The organism is Amycolatopsis sp. NPDC003676 (assembly GCF_053587275.1).
Genome location: NZ_JBSFNS010000039.1, coordinates 31768 through 52516, shown reverse-complemented (window position 1 = coordinate 52516; position 20749 = coordinate 31768). Strand labels below are relative to the sequence as shown.

16 protein-coding genes are annotated in these 20749 nt (G+C 69.2%); 8 read left to right on the top strand and 8 right to left on the bottom strand.

Going from position 1 to position 20749, the window contains the following annotated elements:
- Nucleotides 1-87 precede the first annotated feature (87 nt).
- A complete protein-coding gene (locus tag ACWDNU_RS23060; RefSeq protein WP_449670434.1) occupies nt 88-642 on the bottom strand; it encodes a hypothetical protein in 555 nt (184 codons plus the stop codon).
- 188 nt (nt 643-830) lie between these two features.
- On the opposite strand from ACWDNU_RS23060, the gene ACWDNU_RS23055 reads away from it, so the two are divergent.
- Together ACWDNU_RS23055 and ACWDNU_RS23050 are read left to right on the top strand one after the other, a co-directional pair.
- A complete protein-coding gene (locus ACWDNU_RS23055; protein ID WP_449670413.1) occupies nt 831-1409 on the top strand; it encodes a helix-turn-helix domain-containing protein in 579 nt (192 codons plus the stop codon).
- Between the two features lie 41 nt (nt 1410-1450).
- The gene (locus tag ACWDNU_RS23050) at nt 1451-2077 is read left to right on the top strand and encodes an alpha-ketoglutarate-dependent dioxygenase AlkB (RefSeq protein ID WP_370938527.1); all 627 of its coding nucleotides are present in this window, start codon (nt 1451-1453) and stop codon (nt 2075-2077) included.
- A gap of 455 nt (nt 2078-2532) precedes the next feature.
- Here ACWDNU_RS23050 and ACWDNU_RS23045 read toward each other — a convergent pair whose 3' ends face one another.
- Nucleotides 2533-3810 carry a cytochrome P450 gene (locus tag ACWDNU_RS23045; RefSeq protein WP_449670412.1) on the bottom strand — a complete coding sequence of 426 codons (1278 nt, stop codon included), beginning with the start codon at nt 3808-3810 and terminating at the stop codon, nt 2533-2535.
- Nucleotides 3811-4062: 252 nt separating this feature from the next.
- Between ACWDNU_RS23045 and ACWDNU_RS23040 the strand changes: the two genes are divergently transcribed.
- Together ACWDNU_RS23040 and ACWDNU_RS23035 are read left to right on the top strand one after the other, a co-directional pair.
- Nucleotides 4063-7149, top strand: a complete 3087-nt coding sequence (locus ACWDNU_RS23040) for an ATP-binding protein (RefSeq protein WP_449670411.1) — start codon at nt 4063-4065, stop codon at nt 7147-7149.
- A gap of 234 nt (nt 7150-7383) precedes the next feature.
- A complete protein-coding gene (locus tag ACWDNU_RS23035; RefSeq protein ID WP_449670410.1) occupies nt 7384-10107 on the top strand; it encodes a P-loop NTPase fold protein in 2724 nt (907 codons plus the stop codon).
- 51 nt (nt 10108-10158) lie between these two features.
- On the opposite strand, the gene ACWDNU_RS23030 is transcribed toward ACWDNU_RS23035, so the two are convergent.
- Genes ACWDNU_RS23030 through ACWDNU_RS23020 form a run of 3 tightly spaced genes read right to left on the bottom strand, consistent with a single transcriptional unit; the run spans nt 10159 to nt 12577 of the window.
- Nucleotides 10159-11004 carry an ABC transporter permease gene (locus ACWDNU_RS23030; protein WP_449670409.1) on the bottom strand — a complete coding sequence of 282 codons (846 nt, stop codon included), beginning with the start codon at nt 11002-11004 and terminating at the stop codon, nt 10159-10161.
- On the bottom strand, nt 11001-11984 hold the full coding sequence (locus ACWDNU_RS23025; protein ID WP_449670408.1) for an ATP-binding cassette domain-containing protein: 984 nt from the start codon (nt 11982-11984) through the stop codon (nt 11001-11003). The genes ACWDNU_RS23030 and ACWDNU_RS23025 overlap by 4 nt, the downstream gene beginning before the upstream one ends.
- Before the next feature lie 23 nt (nt 11985-12007).
- Nucleotides 12008-12577 (bottom strand): NADPH-dependent FMN reductase, encoded by a 570-nt coding sequence (locus ACWDNU_RS23020; protein ID WP_449670407.1) that lies wholly within the window; start codon nt 12575-12577, stop codon nt 12008-12010.
- A gap of 249 nt (nt 12578-12826) precedes the next feature.
- Here ACWDNU_RS23020 and ACWDNU_RS23015 point away from each other — a divergent pair, with 249 nt between their 5' ends.
- Complete coding sequence (locus ACWDNU_RS23015; RefSeq protein WP_370938534.1) at nt 12827-13066, top strand: hypothetical protein; 240 nt, start codon at nt 12827-12829, stop codon at nt 13064-13066.
- Nucleotides 13067-13188: 122 nt separating this feature from the next.
- Here ACWDNU_RS23015 and ACWDNU_RS23010 read toward each other — a convergent pair whose 3' ends face one another.
- From ACWDNU_RS23010 to ACWDNU_RS23000, 3 genes are read right to left on the bottom strand one after another with little or no spacing between them, the layout of a single operon-like run.
- The gene (locus ACWDNU_RS23010; protein WP_449670406.1) at nt 13189-14079 is read right to left on the bottom strand and encodes an ROK family protein; all 891 of its coding nucleotides are present in this window, start codon (nt 14077-14079) and stop codon (nt 13189-13191) included.
- Entirely contained in the window at nt 14076-16943 is a 2868-nt protein-coding gene (locus tag ACWDNU_RS23005; RefSeq protein WP_449670405.1) for a glycosyl hydrolase 2 galactose-binding domain-containing protein, read from the bottom strand. Before ACWDNU_RS23005 ends, ACWDNU_RS23010 begins: the two co-directional genes overlap by 4 nt.
- Nucleotides 16940-18373 carry an APC family permease gene (locus ACWDNU_RS23000; protein ID WP_370938537.1) on the bottom strand — a complete coding sequence of 478 codons (1434 nt, stop codon included), beginning with the start codon at nt 18371-18373 and terminating at the stop codon, nt 16940-16942. The genes ACWDNU_RS23005 and ACWDNU_RS23000 overlap by 4 nt, the downstream gene beginning before the upstream one ends.
- 305 nt (nt 18374-18678) lie before the next feature.
- On the opposite strand from ACWDNU_RS23000, the gene ACWDNU_RS22995 reads away from it, so the two are divergent.
- The 3 genes from ACWDNU_RS22995 (at nt 18679) to ACWDNU_RS22985 (ending at nt 20743) form a co-directional block, all read left to right on the top strand.
- Entirely contained in the window at nt 18679-19215 is a 537-nt protein-coding gene (locus ACWDNU_RS22995) for a GNAT family N-acetyltransferase (RefSeq protein ID WP_449670404.1), read from the top strand.
- Between the two features lies 1 nt (nt 19216).
- Entirely contained in the window at nt 19217-19444 is a 228-nt protein-coding gene (locus ACWDNU_RS22990) for a GNAT family N-acetyltransferase (protein WP_449670403.1), read from the top strand.
- A gap of 219 nt (nt 19445-19663) precedes the next feature.
- Nucleotides 19664-20743, top strand: a complete 1080-nt coding sequence (locus ACWDNU_RS22985) for a J domain-containing protein (RefSeq protein WP_449670402.1) — start codon at nt 19664-19666, stop codon at nt 20741-20743.
- The last annotated feature ends 6 nt before the right edge of the window (nt 20744-20749 follow it).

Sequence of the window (20749 nt, the reverse complement as noted above, 5' to 3'; positions counted from 1 at the left end):
TCTGGCGCGGCAACGGAAATTCGATGATGGTCGCCCGCCGGACGGATGCCAGGCGGGGAGAAGGCACCCGTCCGGCGAGCAAGCGAATCACCTGGTCCAGAACTTGATTCCGCTCCACTGCACGGTGATCGGCCCGGCGCCGCTGGCCGTCCGGTACGACCCGAACTTGTCGTAATAACTACCCGATGGGCTGTCGTCCGTCTGCTTCAGCGAGCCGTTGATGTATACCTTGTGGGAGCTGCCGACCTCGTTGATCGTGTTGACTCGCACCGAAGTCCCGACAGTCGCGCCGGTCGCCACCGTCTGTCCGTTCTCCACGGTGTAGAGCCTTCCGCCCTTCTCCACCGCCAGCAGGAAATACGGCCCGGCGTTGGAACCGTCGCGGAACGTCTGTTTCAGGCTGATCCGCGAACCGCCCATGCTGGTGATCTTGAAGGAGCCCTCGAACTGGTGCGTGCCGCCGGTGTAGGTGTCGTAGCGGCGCTCGGCCCGCTGCTCGCCGCTGCCGTCGGAGCAGGTCAGCTTGAAGGTGAGCCCGCTGACCTGGCCGCAGCCCTTCTGCTGCTCCTTGTACCCCGGCGACCAGGGTTTCCAGGTGCCGCCGCCGACCTGGGCGTCCGCGACCGGGGCCAGAATCGCCATCCCGCACACCGCCGCCGCCAGTGCTCCGCCGATCCGGGTTCTCGTGCGCACGTGCCAACCTCCGTCGAACTCAGGGCGGCGGTAGCGGTACAGGTCCAGACCACTGGGGGATCACTGTAGGTCTCCGGCCGGTCGCGGACAAGAGCGTTTCCCTTGACGACTTTGTTTGTCACTGCTTGGCTCAGGGGATGCAGGACGTCGAAGTGATCGAGGACCCCGCCGTCGCGGCGGCCGCGCTGGACCCGGTGCGCGCCCGCTTGCTGGCCGCGCTGACCGAACCGGCGTCCGCCGCGGCGCTGGCCGCCAAAGTGGGCCTGACCAGGCAAAAGGTCAATTACCACCTGCGCGCGCTCGCATCGCACGGCCTCGTCGAACCCGCCGGAACCCGGCAGTGGGGCGGCCTCACCGAACGGCTTTTCGCCGCCACCGCCAGCGCCTACCTGGTCTCCCCCGCCGCACTCGGCGCGGCCGGTTCCGCCAGCGTGAAACCAGACCGCCTGTCGGTGAGCTACCTGCTGGCCGTCGCTGGCCGCACCCTGCGCGAGGTCGCCGGTCTGGCCCGGCGCGCGACCCGGGCAGGCAAACCGCTCTCGACGCTGACCCTGGACACGGAAATCGCGTTCGCCTCCGCCCGCGACCGTTCGGCGTTCACCGACGAACTGACCACCCTCGTGACCGACCTCGTGTCCCGCTACCACAACGAATCCGCCCCCGACGCGCGCCTGCACCGGCTCGTCGTCACCGCGCATCCCAAGCCCGCCGAGTAGTTCATCCGAACAGGTGTTCGATCGTCGTGTAGCTTGGAGGCATGAGTCAGGCATTTCAGGGCTCGCTGTTCGGTGCGAGCGGGCCGGCCACGCTGGGCCCGTTGTCCGGCGTGCAGCGCACCGAACTCGGGCAAGGCGCGTGGATCGACGTGCTGCCGGGATGGCTCGACGGCTCGGACGAGCTGTACGAGCATCTCGCGGCCGAGGTCCCGTGGTACGCGGAGCGTCGGCAGATGTACGACCGGGTCGTCGCCGTCCCGCGGCTGCTGTGCTTTTACCGGGAGCACGCGCCGCTGCCGCATCCGGTCCTGACCGAGGCGCGGGAGGCACTGTCCGCGCATTACGCGGCTGAACTGGGCGAACCGTTCCGCACGGCCGGGCTCTGCTACTACCGGGACGGCCAGGACAGCGTCGCCTGGCACGGCGACGACCTCGGCCGCGGCCGGACCGAGGACACCATGGTGGCGATCCTGTCCGTGGGCGCGGCCCGGCACCTGGCGCTGCGCCCGAGAGGCGGCGGGGACTCGGTGCGGTACCCGCTGGGACACGGAGATTTGATCGTGATGGGCGGGTCCTGCCAGCGGACGTGGGAACACGCGATCCCGAAGACGGCCCGGGCAGTGGGGCCGCGGATCAGCGTGCAGTTCCGGCCGAGAGGGGTGCGATGAGGTGAGAAGCCCGGCGAGGGCGGCGCCGTGACGGGTTCCGATCACCTGCGTGGACTCGGTTCGACCGCGCAACCTCGCACATCATGAGTGCGCTGTCGGTTCCGTTAGGCCGCCTCGGGAGTTCCCGAGCGCACTGCGGATTCCACCGCGCGACCGTGCACCACTCGCACGCCGCCGGTCCGACAAAGCCATTCCACGCGCCCGCCGAGGCGACCGTCCCGCGCACGCAACCGGTCCGACGAAACCACTCCACGCACCCGCCGACGCGACCATCCCGCACACGCCGCCGGTGCGGCCACCGCCGAAGCCATCCACCGGCCACATCCGCCGCATCCGACAGCAGCCGAGCACGGCGCCAACCCGGCCGCAGCCGTACGAGCCTCCGCGCACCGACCGACCACCGGCCCGCCCCGAGGCACCCGCCCAAGCCGCCCCGGCCGTCCAGCGACCTGAAGTCAGTCCACCAGCACCGGCAGCGAGTCGAGCCCGTACACGATCGACACCTTCCGGAACGCCAGCTCCTCCGGCTGCACCGCCAGCCGCAGGTTCGGGAACCGCCGGACCAGCGCCGGGTAGGCCGCGCGCAGCTCCATCCGGCCCAGTTCCGCGCCGATGCAGCGGTGGATCCCGTACCCGAACGCCAGGTGCGAGGACGGCTCGCGGGTCGGGTCGAAGCGGTCCATGTCGCCCTTGCCGAGCACCGGATCGCGGTCGGCGACCGACAGCGACACCAGCACGATGTCGCCCTCGCTGATGTGCACCCCAGCGACGTCCAGGTCCTGCTTCGCGAACCGCGGGAACGCCATCTGCACCACCGTCAGGTACCGCAGCAGCTCCTCGACGAACCGGTGCACCGAATCGTCGTCGCCGCGGACCGCGTCGAACGCGGCCGGGTCGCGCAGCACCACCAGCGCGCCCAGCGCCAGCATGCTCGCGGTGGTCTCGAGGCCGCCGGTGAGGATGCCGTCGGCGAGACCGGCGAGCTCGCGGTCGTCGATCTCGTCGCCGTGCTCCTTGATCAGCATGCCGAGCAGGCCGTCGCCGGGCTGTTCGCGCTGCTTGCGCACGATCTCGAGCAGGTACCCCAGCGATTCCGAGATCGCGCCCAGCGACGCGCCCGCGCCGCTGAACAGGTCGAACCGCGCGGTGCTCAGCCGCTGGAAGTCCGCCCGGTCCTCATAAGACACGCCGAGCAGTTCGCAGATCGTGAGCGACGGGATCGGCAGCGCGAACTGCTCCCACAGGTCCACCGGGCCGTCGGCGGCCGCCATCGCGTCCAACTGGCCCGCCACGATCTCGTCGATCCGCGGCGTGAGCCGGGACAGCCGGCGCATCGTGAACTCCGGCGTCAGCAGCTTCCGCAGCCGCGTGTGCACCGGCGGGTCGGCGAATCCGAGGCCGCCCGGGTTCTGGTCCTCGGTGACGCCCGCGTTGCCGACGAGGTTGGTGAAGTCGTTGCTGAACTCCGTGCCCTTCCCGAGGACGGCCTTGGCCTCCTCGTACCCGGTCACGAGCCAGGCGTTCATCCCGAACGGCAGGTCCAGCTTGCTGATCGGCGCCTCGCCGCGCAGCCTGCCGAGGTCCGGCACCGGGTCGAGGCCCTGGCGGCGCAACGGCTCCAGCGCCGAATCCGGCAGCAGCGCCATTTTCTCGAGGTCGAAACCGCGTTTCTGCTGGCGGGCGATGTACCGGCGGCCGGCCCAAGCGAGGACGCGCGAACGGAGACTCCCCATGCCGGCGACAGTACCGCAACCACCCCTCGCGCCGGTCCTCGGCGGAGACGCCCGTCACCCTGTGACCAGCGCCGGTCCACAGTGGACTCCCGTCACCCGGCCAGGTGACGGGGCTCCGGAAATTGTCAGACCCCCCGGACAGAATGGCCCGCATCGGCATCGACCGGCGTGACCGGCCGGTCGCAGCCGGTGAAAGCACGAGACGGCATCGCGAGTCCGTGAGAGGCTCGCCAGGAAAGGGAGGAACCGGACATGACTGCGGCGCTGATCGGGCGGGACCACCCCGCCTCGACACTGCGCGCGCAGCTCTCGCGCGCCACGGCCAGCCACGGCGGCCTGACCCTGGTCACCGGCGAGGCCGGAATCGGCAAGACCACGCTGGTCAGCGCACTGGCCGACGACGCGCGCGAGGCGGGCGCGCTCGTCCTCGGCGGCACCTGCTGGGAGTCCGGAGCCGCGCCGGGCTACTGGCCGTGGGTCCAGGTCATGCGCTCGCTGCGCCGGGAAGCCGCGGCGCACGAATGGGCCGTCGCCAGCTCGCCGATGCTGTCCGCGCTGCTCGGCGAAACCCCCGAACCGCCGGCTGACGACGGGTTCCAGCTGCCCGACGCCGTGACCCGGGCGCTGGTCACGGTGGCCCAGGAACGCCCGGTGGTCGTCGTGCTCGACGATCTGCACTGGGCCGATCCGGCGTCGCTGCGGCTGCTCGAGTTCGCCGCCCGGCACACGTGGTTCGAGCGGCTGCTGCTCATCGGCACATACCGCGATGTCGAGGTGGACACGCCCAGCCATCCCCTGCATCAGCTGATGCTGCCGCTGCTCGCGAAGGCAACCACGATCACGCTCACCGGCCTCGACGAAACCGGCGTCGCCAAGCTGATGAGCCGCACCGCGGGCGCTGATCCAGATGCCGAGCTGGCGGCCGACGTGCACCGGCGCACCGGCGGCAACCCATTCTTCGTGGAGCAGACCGCGCGGTTGTGGCGCAGCGGGAGCACAGTGTCCGCGGTCGCGCCCGGAGTGGCCGACGCACTGCAGCGACGGTTGTCGCTCCTCCCTCGTCCGGTTACCGACCTGCTCACCAATGCCGCGGTGCTTGGCCGAGAGTTCTCCCTCCAACTGCTCGCAGCCACTGCAGGCGCACCCGTCGCACAGGTCGACCACCTGCTCACCCGCGCCGTAGCCGCCCGGCTCGTTCTCGCACTCGGCGAAGGCCGTTTCGCCTTCGCGCACGACCTGGTGCGTGAATCGAGATACGCCGAACTGACCCCCGCCGAAGCACAACGCCAGCACGCAGCGGTCGTCCGCGCCGGCGAACACACCCCGGCCCTGACCGGAGTCGCCGAACGAGCGCGGCACGCCTACCTCGCCAACACTGACCTCGAACCACGACACGTCGTGCGCCTGCTGCTCGCCGCGGCCAAGGACGCCGGTGCGCGGATGGCGTTCGAGGAATCCATCGCACACCTGCGCCGAGCCCGCGAACGCGCCGCGGACGAACGCGGTCAAGCCGTCGTCGCGTTGGAACTAGGCACCGCGCTATGGCGCCTAGAGGAGAAAGACGAAGCCTGGCTCCTGTGCGAGGAAGCCACCGCGCTGGCCCGCCGACTGGACAACGCGAACCTGCTAGCCCGCGCCGCCCTCACCCTGTCGAAATTCAGCACCAGCGGCGCACGACGCGAGCTCACCGCCCAACTTCTCCGCGAAGCACACGAAAAACTGTGCGGCGGCAACGCGGCCGAACCCCTCTCGCTGGACCGAATCCGGCTGGAACTCACCGCCCGCGTCGTCGTCCTCGCCCGCGACGACGAGGACGACGACGCGCTGGCATTCACCTTGTGGGCACGACACGACGCGATCTGGGGCCTGGGCAGCGGCGCCGAACGCGAGCGGCTCACCGACGAGCTGACCGCCATCGCGAAACGCACCAACGACCGCGAGAACGAATTCTTCGCCGCCTCGCTCAAATGGGTCGCGATGCTGGAACAGGGAGATCCGCGCTACCTGGACCAGTTCCAGGTGTTCCAAGCGATCGCCGACGAAGGCGTGCCAGCCGCGAAGGTGGCGGAAGCGATCGACCGCAGCATCATCTGCACCTTCCGCGGTCGCTTCGCCGAAGCCGACGCAGCTCTCGCCGAAGCGCTGGCCGCCCCGGAAATGTTCGGCAGCAACGATTACGGCTACCTGCCCGACCAATTGCGCTGGAGCGCATTGCTGGTACAGGGTCGCTTCGCCGAAGCCGCCGAACTCCCCGCAAAAATGGCCGACGCCGGTCTCCCCCACCCCGCCCTGCTGCGGACCTTGACCGCCGCACTCGCAGGCGACGCCGCGACCACCCGGCACGAACTGTCCGAAGCAGCGGCCGACGGCCCGTACGCCCGCGCCTTCACCCCGTTGTGGCTGCGCTGCCAGGCCCAAGCCGCCGCAGTGCTGAAAGACCGCCCAGCAGCAGAACGGTTACTGCGGGAACTCTCCCCGCACTCCGGAGAATGGCTGGTCTCCCTATACGGCTGCGAACTGAGCGGCCCAGTAGACCTGTGGCTAGGCCTGCTGCACAAAACCCTCGGCGACGCCGAAACAGCCGCCGCCCGCTTCACTTCCGCGGCCCGCTCCGCAGACCGCCTGCGCGCCCGTCCGTGGGCTGTCGAAGCCCGCCACCGCCTCGCGAACACGTTGCTAGATCTAGGCGAAACCGACCGCGCAACCACCCTGGCCGATGCCGTCACCGCCGAAGCAGCTGAACTGGGCATGCAGCACCTCACCACCCGCCTTCGCCCAGCATCGCCGGTTCCCGCCAACGAATTCCACCGAACCGACGCGGTGTGGACCCTGCGCTTCGCCGACCGGGAAGCACGCATGCCAGACGCGAAAGGCCTGCGAGACCTGAACTTCCTGCTGAGCAGACCAGGAACCGAAATCCCCGCCGCACAACTGCTCTCCCCCGACGGCGGCCCCGAATCGGAAGCCGCCAAAGCCTTCAGTGGCGACCCCGTCCTGGACGACACCGCGAAAGCCGCCTACCGCCGCCGCCTCGACCAGTTGGACGAGGCGATCGACACCGCCGCCCTCCGCGGCGACGACGCCAAAGCCGCCGCCTTGGACACCGAACGCGCCGCCCTCCTCGACGAACTCCGAACGTCCACCGGCCTGTCCGGCCGGACCCGCCGCCTGGGCGACGAAACAGAACGCGCACGCAAAGCCGTGACCGCCCGAATCCGCGACACCCTCCGCAAACTGGGCGACCTCCACCCAGAACTGGCCGCCCACCTCCGCGACACCATCACGACCGGCTCGTCCTGCAGCTACCAACCGGAGAAGCCCATGACCTGGCGCTTGTAACCACCGGCCCGGGCGACCCAGCCGACCGGGCAAACGAGCCCAGCGAGCGAAACCCGGCCACCAGCACGAACGAGTCGCGCCCGTTCAGCAAGGCTCGAAGCTGCCTGGCACGAGCTTCGGGCTGACGGGTACCGCTGCGCGTCCCGAAACCCCCGCTATCCGAGCGCCGAAGCCACAGTCTGGCTAGGCTGGCCGTCCGCGTCGACGTCGAGGTCGTGGAGGCCGCAGGCTGATATGTCAGGCATACCAGAAGGCAGCGATGTCCTCGATCTCGGCACGGTGGGCGAGACCTCGTGCTATCTACTGCGCACGCACCGTCCATGGGAGTCCGGAATCGACGCCATCGCGGTCTCCGTCGGCGGCATGCTCGGCAGCCTCGGTCGCGCCGTCCGCGAGCAGTTTCTGTACGAGGGCTGGGACTCGATCAACTACGACGCGATCGTCCCGGAACAGCCGTTCGTACTGGAAATCCGCGAAACCGGCCGGCACTCGCTGCGGTTCGCCGTGCTCATGACGCCCCATGAAGGCGGCGGTTCGGGCCCGCCGACCTTGTCTGCCATCGCCACGGCCACTGAGGCCGGCATACGCCTCGCGGCGAGCGCGAACTCGACCGCGTTCGGGTTGCCTCTGCTGGGAACCGGCGATCTCGGATTCGACGAGGACGAAGTAGCCGAGGTGACGATCCGGGCGGCGGTCAAGGCTCTCGGGGAAACCAGCGGGCTGCGCAGTCTTGCCTTCCTATGCAACTCCAACGACGCGGAAGACGCGATCCTCGAGGCATGGAAAATGGCGGCGGTCATGAGATTTTCCGCCGTCGAGCTGGCTGGCGGCATCTCGAACGATCTGGTCGACCCGACGCTCGGGATCCCGCTCGACCGCGATCGGCTCGGGGTCGCGCCCTACGTGTCCATGCTCGCGACGGTGATCGCCGACCGGAGCACCCTGCCGCCGTTGTCGGTCGGGGTGTTCGGTGAATGGGGGTCCGGCAAGAGCTACTTCATGGGGCTGATGCGGGACGAGGTGGATCGGCTCGCGGGCTCGGGCAATCCGGCTTACTGCGGCGAGATCGTCCAGATCGGGTTCAACGCCTGGCATTACGCGGACCGCAACTTGTGGGCCAGTCTCGGCGACGAGATCTTCCGGCAGCTCGCCGGTCCTGGTCCGAATGCGCAGCAGCGCCGCGAGCAACTGCGCGAGGAACTCGCCAAGCGGCTCGATCAGGTCACCGAACTCGAGGACGCGAAGCGCCAGGCGCAAGCGACCGCCGCGAAACTTCAGGCGGACGTCGACAAGGCCGCGCTGAGCCGGAAAGACATCGCGAAGGTGCTGATCCGGTCGTTGGCCGGCAGCCGGGAAGTGTGGCGCCGCCTCGGGATCCAGGACGAGGCCGAGCAGGGTGCGCTGTTGGTCGAGCAGTTGCGCGGCACATTGTCCGAAGCCGAGGCGTTGCGCAGATCGCCCAAGGGACGCTGGGGCAAGGCAGCGTTGACGGCGTCCGCGGTCATTCTGTTCATCGGTTTCCTCGTCGCCGCGGCCACTCCGGTCGCGAGGGAGTGGCTGGCGGGAGTCGGCGCCGGGTTCGCCGCGGTGGCGGGCACCGGGGTCGTGCTGCTGAGCCGGGCTCGGTCGGGGATCCGGGAGTTGCGCGAACTCAGCGAAGACCTCCGTCGCGGCATCGACCGGGGCGCGAGCAGGGCCGTCGCGCCTGAGGTCGTCCGGATGCTCGAGGAGATCCGGAGGGCCGAGACTGATCAGCGGGTCGCCGAGGCTCAGCTGGAGGAGGTGGTGGCGAGGGTCGGCGAACTCGGCCGGGAGCTGACCGAGCTGACGCCGGGCCGCAATCTTTACGCGTTCCTGGCCGATCGCGCGCACGGCGATTCCTACCGGCGCGACCTCGGGCTGATCTCCACCATCCGCAAGGATTTCGAGCAGCTGGTCGACCTCATGGCCGACTGGCGGGCGCATCCCGGCTCGGGCGGCACGCCGATCGACCGGATCGTGCTGTACATCGACGACCTCGACCGGTGCAGTTCGCGCCAGGTGGTCGAGGTGCTGGAGGCAGTGCACCTGCTGCTCGCCCTGGAACTGTTCGTGGTGGTGGTCGGCGTCGACCCGCGCTGGCTGACCCGGTCGTTGCAGAGCCGCTACGACGGGATGCTCGACGATTCCCTCGACGACGGCAGGCTCGCTTCCCCGGAGGACTATCTCGGGAAGATCATCAACCTGCCGTTCGTGCTGCCCGCCATGTCCGAGGGGAGCCTGCGCAGCCTGTTGCGGTCGCTGACCGACGACCGGCTGCTGGAGCCCGCGGGCGAGGAACGGCCGCGGACCGAGCAGATTCCGTCTCCGGGCCGGACGCCCCCGGACGTCCTTCCCGAGATCGAGAAAGGGTCCGAAGTAGACAGTCAGAGCCGTCCGGAGCGGGCCGCGGATCCGCCGCGTCCGCTCACCTCCGCGGAGATCGACCTGTTGTCCGAACTGGACGTGCTGATCAGCACCCCGCGCGAGGCGAAGCGGCTGTTCAACCTGTACCGGATGCTTCGCGCGACCCGGGACCTCTCAGCGGCGTCGCGTTTTCTCGGCGACAACCTCGAACCCGGCGACTACCAGGCGGTGGTGGCGCTGCTCGGTCTGCTCACCGCACCGGGACTCGTGCTCGAAAAGGCGTTGGACACCGTGCCGGACCCGGACCGTTCGATCGCCGGCGGTCTCGTCCACCGTTCGCCGGAAGACACCTGGGCCGGGTTCGTGGCCGACTGCGCGCCGCGGCGGCACGGCGAGGTCTGGCAGAACCCGGTCGCCGGGACGCTCTGCGACAAGGAACTGCGGGACTGGCGCCAGCTTCATCGCGGCCTCGCCCACCTGTCCACCGCGCTGCGCATCGACACTCTTTCCCGCTTCCAACAATGGGTTCCGGCGGTCCGCCGGTTCTCCTATGTCCTCTCCCCCACGGTCTGAAGCCACGACCGGGCGGGAGGCCGAGCGGCGCGGCCTCCCGCCCAGCACGGGTCATTTCCGGTTGTACAGCCGCATGGTCAGCGTCCCGAACACCGCGGTCAGCGCGGCCGCCGCGATCAGCGTCCACATGATGGCGCTGCCGTCCCAGGCTCCGGACATCGTCGAGCGCACCGCGGTGACGAGGTGGCTGATCGGGTTGGCCGAGACGCCGGCCTGGAGCCAGCCGGGCATGGTGGACGGGTCGACGTAGATGTTGCTGAGGAACGTCAGCGGCATGATCACCATCATGCTGACGCCCATCACCGATTTCTCGGACCTCAGCAGCAGCCCGAACATCGTCCACACCCACGACAGCCCGAACGAGAACACGAGCAGCAGCAGGACTCCCGCGGCCACGCCGCCGATCCCGCCGTCCGGGCGGAAGCCCAGGATCAGGCCGACGACCATGATCACCACGGACGCGATCAGGTAGCGCAGCACGTCGCCGAGGAGGTAGCCCACCATCGGGGCGGGCCGCCAGATCGGGAGCGTGCGGAAGCGGTCGAACACGCCCTTCGCGATGTCGGTGTTCACCGCGACGCCGGTGTACATCGTGATCATCACGACGCTCGACGCGAGGATGCCCGGCAGGAAGAACTGCAGGTACTGCGTCGGCGATCCGGCCAGCGCGCCGCCGAACAGGTAGGTGAACATCAACGTCATCATGATCGGGAACGCGGTGACGTCGAACAACTGCTCCGGCACGTGCTTGATCTTCAGCACGGCCCGCCAGCCGAAGGAGAACGACGCGGACAGCGCGCTCGGCCGCGGCGGCCGTGCGGTGGCGAGCAGGACCGCGGCCAGTTCGTCCGGCTTCGGGGCCGCGAGGTCGAGATCGGGTTCCTTGACGGTGGTCACGCCGCCTCCTCGGTGGCTGTGCGGTCGGTGAGGGCCAGGAAAACCTCGTCGAGGCTGGGCTGGCCGAGCGAGAACGTGTCGACGGTGACGCCGGCCTTCGCGAGCTCCGCGAGAGCCCGCGACGCGCGGTCGGCGGCGGCCTCGTGCGCGTCCGACGACAGCCGGGCGGTGATCGCGACCGGGTCGTGATCCAGTTGCACGGTGGCGGAAAGCGCGCGCTCCAGCACTTCGGCGGCGGTCGCGCGCTGGTCGGCGTCCCGCAGTCGCAAGTGGACCGCGCCGATCCCGACCGAGGCCTTCAGCTCGCCCTTGGTGCCCTCGGCGATGACGCGGCCGTGGTCGATCACCGCGATCCGCGACGCCAACTGGTCGGCCTCGTCGAGGTACTGCGTGGTGAGCAGGACGGTGGTGCCCTGCGCGACGATCGCGCGGACGATGTCCCACACCTGGTTGCGGCTGCGCGGATCGAGGCCGGTGGTCGGCTCGTCGAGGAACAGCAGATCCGGCGTGTTGAGGATGCTCGCGGCGATGTCGAGCCGCCTGCGCATGCCGCCGGAGTAGTTCTTGACTTGGCGGCGCGCGGCTTCGGTGAGCCCGAACGCCGCGAGCAGCTGGGCCGCCCGATCGCGCGCGGCAGCGCTGCGGTGCCCCAGAAGCCGGCCCAGCAGCACCAGATTCTCTTGTCCGGTCAGGTCTTCGTCGACCGACGCGTACTGGCCGGTGAGACTCACCCGGCTGCGCACGGCATCTGCTTCGCGCACCACGTCGTGGCCGAACACCCGCGCCTCGCCGCCGTCCGGTCGGGACAACGTGGCGAGCATGCGGACGGTGGTGGTTTTGCCCGCGCCGTTGGGCCCGAGGACGCCGTACACGGTTCCGGCGGGCACGACGAGGTCGACCCCGTCCACCGCTCGGGTCTCGCCGAACACTTTGACGAGCCCGGAAGTCTCGATCGCCGGTTCCCCGGCTGCGTTGCTCATGTCTGTCCTTTCCCCTCAGTTGTTCATCCGCGATACGGCCGCGCGCGCCGGCCCTCGCGCAGTGCCAGTCCCCACCAGATCAGCTCGTCCAGTAGAGCAGAGACCGCGTGACCTGCGGATTCCCCGTGCGGGCCCGCGCCGGGGTCGCCGCATTCGTGCTCGAGCAGGTCGAGGCACACCGAATCCCGCACCGTCGCTGTGTGCAGTTCGGTGAAGACGTCCCGAAGGTGCTCCACCGCGTAGCGGCCGCCCGCGCGGTAGCCGTAGGAGACGAAGCCGACCGGTTTGGCCCGCCATTCCTCGTACGCGCAGTCGATCGCCTGTTTCAGCGACGCCGGGAAGCTGCGGTTGTACTCGGGCGTGACCACGACGTACGCCTCGGCCACCGCGATCCGTTTCGCGAACCCGGCCATGTCGGCCGTCGGCTCGGCGGGCAGCCGGGCCGGGATCGCGAACGTCGCGAGGTCGAGCACGTCGAGCGCCACCCCGCCGTGCCCGGCGGCCCGCTCGACGAACCATCGGCCGATCTCGCCGCCGACCCGGCCCTCCCGGGTGCTGGCGACGAGCACGGCTACCCGCAGCTCCTCGTCCACACTTCTTGGGCGCCAGATCGGTGCGCGTCGGTGCCAGGTTGGATCTAGCGGGTGTTTTTGCTGTTCAGAGGGATGACGAGGCAAAAAAGAGGAAGCGGCGGCGAGTGCCCTGGGCGGGGCAGCCAGAGGTGCGAAGGCGGATCTGGCACGGCTGGCCACGGTCTGGCGCGAGCTTCCTCGCGGTGGCCGTCAGCGATTCGCCGCTCATCGAATGGCGTCGAGGCCGCCGTCGCGGGCAGGATCACCGGCATGGACCCGGATTTGCCCACGGTCGGCATACGTTTGTGGCGCGCCGACGCCGTTGTCCTGTTCGACTGGCTGATGACCGTCGACCTGAACGCGGTGCCGATCACGCACCCCGCGCAGAAACAGGCGCTCGCCGACCTGCTGTCCCGATTGGAAGACGCCACGGACAGCGACGTCACTGAGTCCACGGCCGAGGAAATCGCGGCCGCGCAGGAGGAAGTCGCCAAGGACATGGGCTGGTAGACGCGGGCAATCACGCCGTCCACGTCGTCGCCCCACACCAGGAGCGACGCGCAAGAAACCCAGTGAATACTTGGTACCCGTGACCGGCGAAGCGTCCGAACAACCCCGCCGGTCACGGAGTCTCACTCTGCCCGCAACGCCAGCGCCACCGCGCCCAGCAACGCAGCGTCCTGGTCGAACCGCGCGGGCACCAGTTCCGGCGGGAACGGCACCGCAGCCGCCAAACGTTCCCGCAGGGCAGGCAAAAGCACATCAGCCGACCGAACCAACCCGCCGCCAACAGCAATCCGCGCGGGATCAAAGGCGATCGCCAGGTTGGCCACATGCATCGAAAGCTCGTCCAAAGCCGAAGTGACCAGCTCCTTGGCCTCGGTGTTTTCCCGCGCCAAGGCGAACAACTCCCCCGCCGTGACCGGGCGGCCGAGCAGCGCGGTCGCCCGCGTGCCCAGCCACCGGCCTCCGACGGCTTCCTCCAGCGGCGCCGCTCCGCCGGCGAAACCGTCAGTGTCTTGGGGGGTGCGCAGGTTGTACCCGATCTCCCCGGCCGCCCCGTTGGCCCCGGTCAGCAGGCGGCCGCCGACCAGGACCGCGGCGGCGATTCCGGTGCCCAGCGACAGGAAAACCGCGGGATCGGCCCCGGCCAGGGTGCCCCAGGTCCATTCGGCCAGGGCGGCGGCTTTCGCGTCGGTGCCAACGGCTACCGGCGCCGCGGGGAAGGCTGCCGACACCAGTTCGGCCAGGCGGAGTTCTTCCCAGCCGGGCACGTTCGGGGCCAGCAGGATCCGGTCCGGCAGCACGATTCCCGGGCTCACTACGCCGATCGCGGCGAGCCGGGCGTCGCCGACCAGCTCGGCCGCGGCGGCAAGCGCCCGGGTGACCACCTGTTCGGCGCCCGCTTCGGCGTCGGTGTCCAGGCGGCGGGTCGCCCGCAGCGTGCCGGTCCGGTCGGACAGACCCAGCGCCACTTTCGTGCCGCCGAAGTCGATGCCCAGGATCAGGTCTTCCGATGTCACTCGCGGGTCCCCTCGATGACCGGCGGGACAGCGCCCTGGCTGTCCCGGTGCGGACCGGCCGGCACCACGACCCGGCCGGTGTTGAACCCGTCGACGCTGACGGTCGGGCCGGCGCCGTGGAGGTCGGCGGCCCGGTAGCGGACGGTCAGCGTCTGCGACTGGCCCGGCCACAACGTGATGTCGTTGTCGTCCCAGGTCGCGGCTGGCAGCTGGGAACCGTCAGCAGAGCGGCGCAGGTCCGCGCGCAGGAAGAAACTGACCGCGGAGGTCTTCGACGTATTAGTGACCGTGACCGTCGTCGCGGTGTCCGTGCCGTCCGGGCCACGCGACGGGCGCGTCGACGCAGTCACGTCGACCTGCGACTTCGGCAGGTCGCGCAGTGCGGTCAGATCGCCGTACTGGCTCATCGTCGCCTGCGGGTTCTGCAGCGTCTTCGCCCAGTCCACGACGTCCTTCTGGGTCGACATCCAGTAGACGTTCCGGTCCACGACCTTCCCGGCCTGCCGCACCTGCAGTTCCACGAAATACGTCTGTGCCTTCGCCGGCGCCTTCGTCTCCGCCGGGACCTTCGGCTTCAGCAATCCGGTCGCGACGCCCTGGCTGTCCAGCGAAACCGCCGGAGCGGTCTGGTCGTCGAGCACCTTGCCCGCGGTGTCGTACACCTTGGCCTGCACGGAAATTCCGTTCTGCCGGGCAGCGCCCAGGTTGGACAGCGCGACCGCGCCGGTGTCATAGGTGTACAGCGCGTGCAGCGGCTTATTCGCTTTCTGCGCGCCGAAGTACGCGCCCGGCTGGTCGCCGTCGTTGTTGTACAGCGACCACAGCAGCGTCGGCCAGCCCTTGTTCAGCTGCCAGTACACGACGCCGGTCGACGGGTTCTTCTTGTCGTTGGCGTGCGCGAGAAACGCCTCGAACTGGGAACGGGTGTTCTCGTAGTTCGCGATCTGCGCGGACTCCACATAGGACTCCAGCGAGTCCCATTTCCCGTACCGGCGGGCGATCGACTCGTCCAAGGTGTACAGCGTGCCGAACTTGTAGCCGCCGTGCCCGGATTCGTAATTCGCGTGGTACTGGTTGTACGCCGGGTCCTGCCAGAGTTTCGCCTGCTCCTCCGGCGACAGGAACCGCCGGATCGAATCCAGGGTCGACACGGTGTGCCCGGCGCTCTGCTCGCTCGCGAAACCCCAGGCCCCGCCCGCGTTCGTGCGGCTCGGGTCGGTCTTGTCGAAGGTCGACGAGTCGTACCAATAGGCCGGCGGAACCCAGTCGTAAGGGCCTTCCTTCTCCCCCGACGGGCCGAGCGTTTTCGTGCTCTTGTACTCCGCCGACGCGATCACCGGCACGTCCCAGTCGGCCGCCTTGAACGCGCTCAGCGTCTCGGTTTCCTGCTGCGGGATCGGCTCGTTGTCGCTCCAGCCGTAGGTGATCACGCTGGGGTGGCTGCGTTCGCGCTGCGCAATCGAATACGCGGAATCGTGCATGATCCGATAGTCGCGGTCGGTCAGTTTCTCCGGTTTCTCCGGCTGCCAGGCGTCACAGCAGAGGAATCCGCCGAGCACCAGCAGTCCGGCGCGGTCGGCCTGCTCGTAGAAGTCCGCGGGCATGTCGTGACCTTCGAGCCGGACGCCGGACAGGCCGAGGTTCTTGATCAGCGCGAGCTGGTGCGCGATGTCGGCCTTGTCGTAGCGCAGGAACAGATCCGGCGCGAAACCGCCGCCGCGGAACACGAAGTCGCGACCGTTGACCGCGAACTTCCGCGCGCCGTCCGGCAGTGCCGGCGACTTGCCGATCAGCTTCGACGTCACCGTCCGGATCCCGAACGTGTCCGACGACGACGTCGACACCACGCCGCCCTGCGAAACTGTCGTACCCAAGGTGTACAACGGCTGTGCACCCATCGAGTACGGCCACCACACTTGCGGCTTGACGATCTTCAACTGCGGGAACTTCGCCGGCGTGAACGTCACGGTTTGCTTGGCGTGCGCGGGAATCGTGACGTTCTGCTTCACCACGATCGGCGCGCCGCGGCCCGGCGGCGTCACCGTCGCGGCGACCTCGCCGGTCTGCGGAATGTCCGCGTCATTGGTGACGTCGACCTTCGCGGTCAGCGAGGACGTCGACAGATCCGCCGCGTTGTCCTGCACGACGTGCGCGTTGTCGCCGCTCAGCGCGTCCGACAGCTGCAGCGTGGGCGGATACTGCAGGCCGGTGTTGTTGTCCGGCACGATCTGCGCCCAGTCGGCCTGGTCGAGCGTGTACATCGAATTCGGGTCGTTCGGGTACATCTTGACCGCGAGCGTGTTCTTGCCCGGCCGCAGGAGCTTCGTGACGTCGAAGGTGTGGCCCGCGTACGCGCCGCTCACCACGTCCTTGCCCGCGACGAGCGTGCCGTTCACCCACACGTCGCCCTCGCCGACGACACCCGGGACGGTCAGCTTCGCGTTCTTGCCCGGCCGGAAACCGGCGTCGAAATCGGTGCGGAACCACCACGGGTCCTGGAACTGCTTCGTGGTGACCGGCCCGCGCTTCGTCTGGTAGCCGAAGCATTTGCGCATGTTGTCGGAGTAGAACACGTTCGGGCACTTGCCGTTTTGCACGAGCGCGTTGATCTCGGTGCCCGGCGCGCCCGCGTCGTCCGGCTTCACTTTCAGCCAGCCGTGCGTCGGGTAGCCCGGCTTCGAGACGGCCGTGCCGTCGTCCTTGACCTGCGCGGTCGTCAGCACCTGCCAGCCGCCGAGCCCGATCGTCGACGGCCCTTGCGGACGGGACGCCGCGGTTTCCGGCTGCTGCGCGGAAGCGGTGGTCGCGACTGCTCCGGGAACGAGGACCAGCGCGGCGATCCCGGCGATCAGCGGTTTCCTCACGACTCCACCCCCGCGGTCTGAGTCGCGAACGCCTCGCGGATTTCCTTGGGGCCGAACGGCCACACCTTTTCCTTCGAGGCGTAGACCAGGAAAGCGATCACCCCGAGCGCGATCCAGCCGATCGAGAGCCAGATCGAAAGCCAGCTGGCCGATACGTACACATAAACCCAGCCGACGCACGCGATGATCGTCGGCACCGGATACAGCACCTGCCGATACGGCCGCTTCAGGTGCGGCTGACGGCGGCGCAGCACGACGATCGCCGCGACCTGCGCGAGCGACTGGATGATCACCAGCACGGTGACCGCCGCGTTGATCACGTCAGTCAAGGTGAACAGCGAACCGATCGCGGTGATCGCGCCCATCGCGAGCACGCCCGCGGTCGGGAGGTTCAGCTTCGGGTGCAGTTTGCCGAACACCGGCAGGAACACCTTGTCGCGCGCGGCTTCGAACGGCACCCGCGACCCGCCGAGCAGACCGGCGAACACCGAACCGACCGCGGCGATCACGATGAAGACCGTGACGATCTTGGCGGTCACCGAACCCCACGCCTGCTCCAGCACCGACGACGCCACGGACGTCGCGTTCTTGAGTTCCTCCAGCGGGGTCGAGCCGAGAACGCCGACCTGCAGCAGGAAGTACAGCGTCATGATGCCGAGGATGGAGAAGATAATCGACCGCGGAAGCGTGCGGCCCGGGTTCCGGACCTCGCCGCCGAGGTACGCGCTGGTGTTGTAGCCGAGGTAGTCGTAGACGGCGATGACCAGACCCGCGCCGAGACCGGCCCAGAACGAGCCGCCCCAGGTGAAGGCGCCCGGGGTGAAGTCGAACGCCTGGTGCGCGTCGAAGTGCGAGAAGGCCGCGATGATCACCGCGAAAACGGCGAACAGCATGATCAGGAACAGCGCGGTGGTGAGCTTGCTGATCTGGCCGATCCGGCGGAACAGCGCGAGGACGATCAGCACGACGAGGCCGATGCCGATCACCTTGCCCAGCGGGGTGACGCCGCCCGCGTCGGTCACGCCCGGCACCAGATAGCCCAGGTACTGGACCAGCCCGATGATGCCGGTGGACATGATGAGCGGGATGAACAGCACCGCGCTCCAGGCGAAGAGGAACGGCATCAGCCGCCCGGAGCGGTACTGGAACGCTTCGCGCAGGTAGATGTAGGTGCCGCCGGCCCCGGGCAGCGCGGCGCCCAGCTCGGCCCACACCAGCCCGTCGGCGAGCGCGATGATCGCGCCGATGATCCAGCCGAACATCGCCTGCGGGCCGCCCATGGTCGCGACCATCGCGGGGATGGTGACGAACGGGCCGATCCCGCACATCTGCGTCATGTTGATCGCGGTCGCCTGCAGCGGCCCGATCCGGCGTTCGAGACCGTTCCCCGGAAGGGTCGCGGAGTCCCCCGGGCGGGTGGGTGAGCTCACGTCGTGCCTCCATCCAATAGTTAGTAAAGCTTCTTAACATAAGATGAACGGGGTGCGGAAGAGCTGCGTCCGGAAAGTTGCCGAAACCGGTGCGGGAGTGGGAGAAGGGGACGGTGGGGCGCGGGCCCGCCTTGACGGCCGCGTACCGGCGGGAGCGGGCGTTCCGACCGGATGGCGCCGCTGACCGGGAGTCACCGCACTCCAGTGCGGCAACCTGCGATGACGGGCGGAAAACCGGCTGACGGGCGACCCTCCCGGCTGCCAGACTGCACCCTGTCGTCCACCTGGCCGGGAGCGTTCGCCTGATGTCCCAACCGATCTTGCAGACCGAACGGATCCGGCTGACCCCGTTGTCCGCCGGACATCTCGAGCATCTGGTCGAACTCTCCGCCGACCCGGAAGTGATGCGCTATCTGACCGGCGTGCAGACCAGGGAGCAGTCGGAGGACGAGCTTCGGCGAACCCTCGCGTACGCCGGTCGCGGCCTCGGTTGCTGGGCCGGGTTCGTCGATGCCGCTTTCGCCGGTTTCTGGTCCCTGCGCCCCGGCGAATCCCCGAACGAGGCGGAGCTGGGATACCGGATGCTTCCCGGGTTTTGGCGTAAAGGACTCGGCAAGGAGGGCGCTGGCGAGATGCTCCGCCACGGTTTCCGCGACCTGGGACTCGACCGCGTCTACGCCAGGACGGCCGCGGGCAACAAAGCCTCCCAGGCGACGATGGCCGCCATCGGGCTCCAGCACGTCCGGGACTTCGTCGCCGACCCCGAGCACTTCGCACCGGGCGCCGACCTGCACGCGGTCGAGTACGCCGTCGGCCGCGAAGACTGGCTGGCCCGGAGCTAGCTTGTCCCAACCGATCCTGCACACCGAGCGCCTCCGACTGGTCCCGCTGTCCGCCGGACATCTCGAGCACGAGATCGAACTCTCCGCCGACCCGGAGGTAATGCGGTACCTGGGCGGCGTGCGGACCCGGGAGCAGTCGGCTGAAGCGCTTCGGAAACTGCTCGCGGACACCACTCCGGGCCTGGGTTGCTGGGCCGGGTTCCTCGATGCCGATTTCGCCGGTTACTGAGCGCTGCGCCTCGCCGGCACATCCGCGACTTCGTCTCCGACGACCCCGACTACTTCGCGCCCAGCGACGACCGCCACGCCGTCGAGTACGCCCTCCGCCGCGAGGAGTGGCTAGCCCGGAATTAGCGTTCACTCCGGCGCGCCGCGGAGGCGGATGGCACTCCGCCCCGGCGACCCCATATCGTTGCGCGGGCAGCCGTCCGGAGGTGGAACCCGAACCGTGCCCGACTACTACGCGGTACTCGGCGTGGGGAAAACCGCGTCCCCCACGGAGATCAAGGCCGCCTACCGTCGGCTGGCCAAGACGCTGCACCCGGACGCGGGCGGCACGGTCGGCACCTTCCAGCTCTTGCGCGAGGCCTACGACACCCTCGCCGACCCCAACGAACGCGCTCGGTACGACGCCGGAGTCCCGGCCGCGTCGGTGCCCAAACCCCGGCCCCGGCGGCGATTCGGCGAGCAGCCCGGCTACCGCCCGGAAGCGCCGGACATCGATCCGGAAAGCCTGGAGTGGTGGTCGTTCGCCGCGGCCGACCCGCGGATGCGGCACGGGCGGCGGCGCGGGCCAGGGCATACGCCGGTCGTCGCGGCGATCGCCGGCGCCGTGCTGGTGCTGTTGCCGCTGCTCGCCGGGATCGACTTCACGCCGCCGGTGCTGATCGTCTGGCTCGCGCTCACCGCGGGCACCGCGCTGCTCGTGCACCGGCTCGCCCGCGGCTTCCTGTCCGCCCGCCGCGCCCGGCACGAGTTCGCCGAGGAATTCGGTGGCAGCGCGGTGTTCGGCTCCCCCGGCTCCGAAGCCGACGAACTGGCCGAACAGCTCACCGCCGACCTGCTGGAGCGGTACCTGACCCGGCTGCCCGGCGCGCGCATCTTCCACGGTCTCGCGTGGCCCGGTTCGGTGTTCGCCGACGTCGACCACGCGGTGCTGTGCGGAAAACGCCTGGTGCTGGTCGAGTCGAAGCTGTGGCTGCCCGGGCATTACGAAACCGCCGAGGACGGACGGCTGCTGCGCAACGGGCGTCCGTTCCGCGGCGGCGGCAGCCAGCTGGAAGAAAGCCTGGAGCGTTACCGCGAACTGCTTCCCGGCGTCTCGCTGCGCGGCGCGATGATCGTGTACCCGAGCCGCGACGGCGAGGTCACCACCGCGGAACCGGACGGCGAACCCGGTCCGCCGATGACACCGGAGCAGTTCCTGCACGAGATCGGCGGCTGGCTGTCCGCCGAACCGTCCACTGTGGACCACAATGCGCTGCGCACGGTGCGCGCACAGGTCACCGGGTCCGGCCGGGCGGCCTGATTCACC

Bases quoted from the DNA above. Each gene is read 5' to 3' on its own strand.
- ACWDNU_RS23060 (WP_449670434.1), bottom strand. From the start codon at position 642: ATGGCGATTCTGGCCCCGGTCGCGGACGCCCAGGTCGGCGGCGGCACC.
- ACWDNU_RS23055 (WP_449670413.1), top strand. From the start codon at position 831: ATGCAGGACGTCGAAGTGATCGAGGACCCCGCCGTCGCGGCGGCCGCG.
- ACWDNU_RS23050 (WP_370938527.1), top strand. From the start codon at position 1,451: ATGAGTCAGGCATTTCAGGGCTCGCTGTTCGGTGCGAGCGGGCCGGCC.
- ACWDNU_RS23045 (WP_449670412.1), bottom strand. From the start codon at position 3,810: ATGGGGAGTCTCCGTTCGCGCGTCCTCGCTTGGGCCGGCCGCCGGTAC.
- ACWDNU_RS23040 (WP_449670411.1), top strand. From the start codon at position 4,063: ATGACTGCGGCGCTGATCGGGCGGGACCACCCCGCCTCGACACTGCGC.
- ACWDNU_RS23035 (WP_449670410.1), top strand. From the start codon at position 7,384: ATGTCAGGCATACCAGAAGGCAGCGATGTCCTCGATCTCGGCACGGTG.
- ACWDNU_RS23025 (WP_449670408.1), bottom strand. From the start codon at position 11,984: ATGAGCAACGCAGCCGGGGAACCGGCGATCGAGACTTCCGGGCTCGTC.
- ACWDNU_RS23015 (WP_370938534.1), top strand. From the start codon at position 12,827: ATGGACCCGGATTTGCCCACGGTCGGCATACGTTTGTGGCGCGCCGAC.
- ACWDNU_RS22995 (WP_449670404.1), top strand. From the start codon at position 18,679: ATGTCCCAACCGATCTTGCAGACCGAACGGATCCGGCTGACCCCGTTG.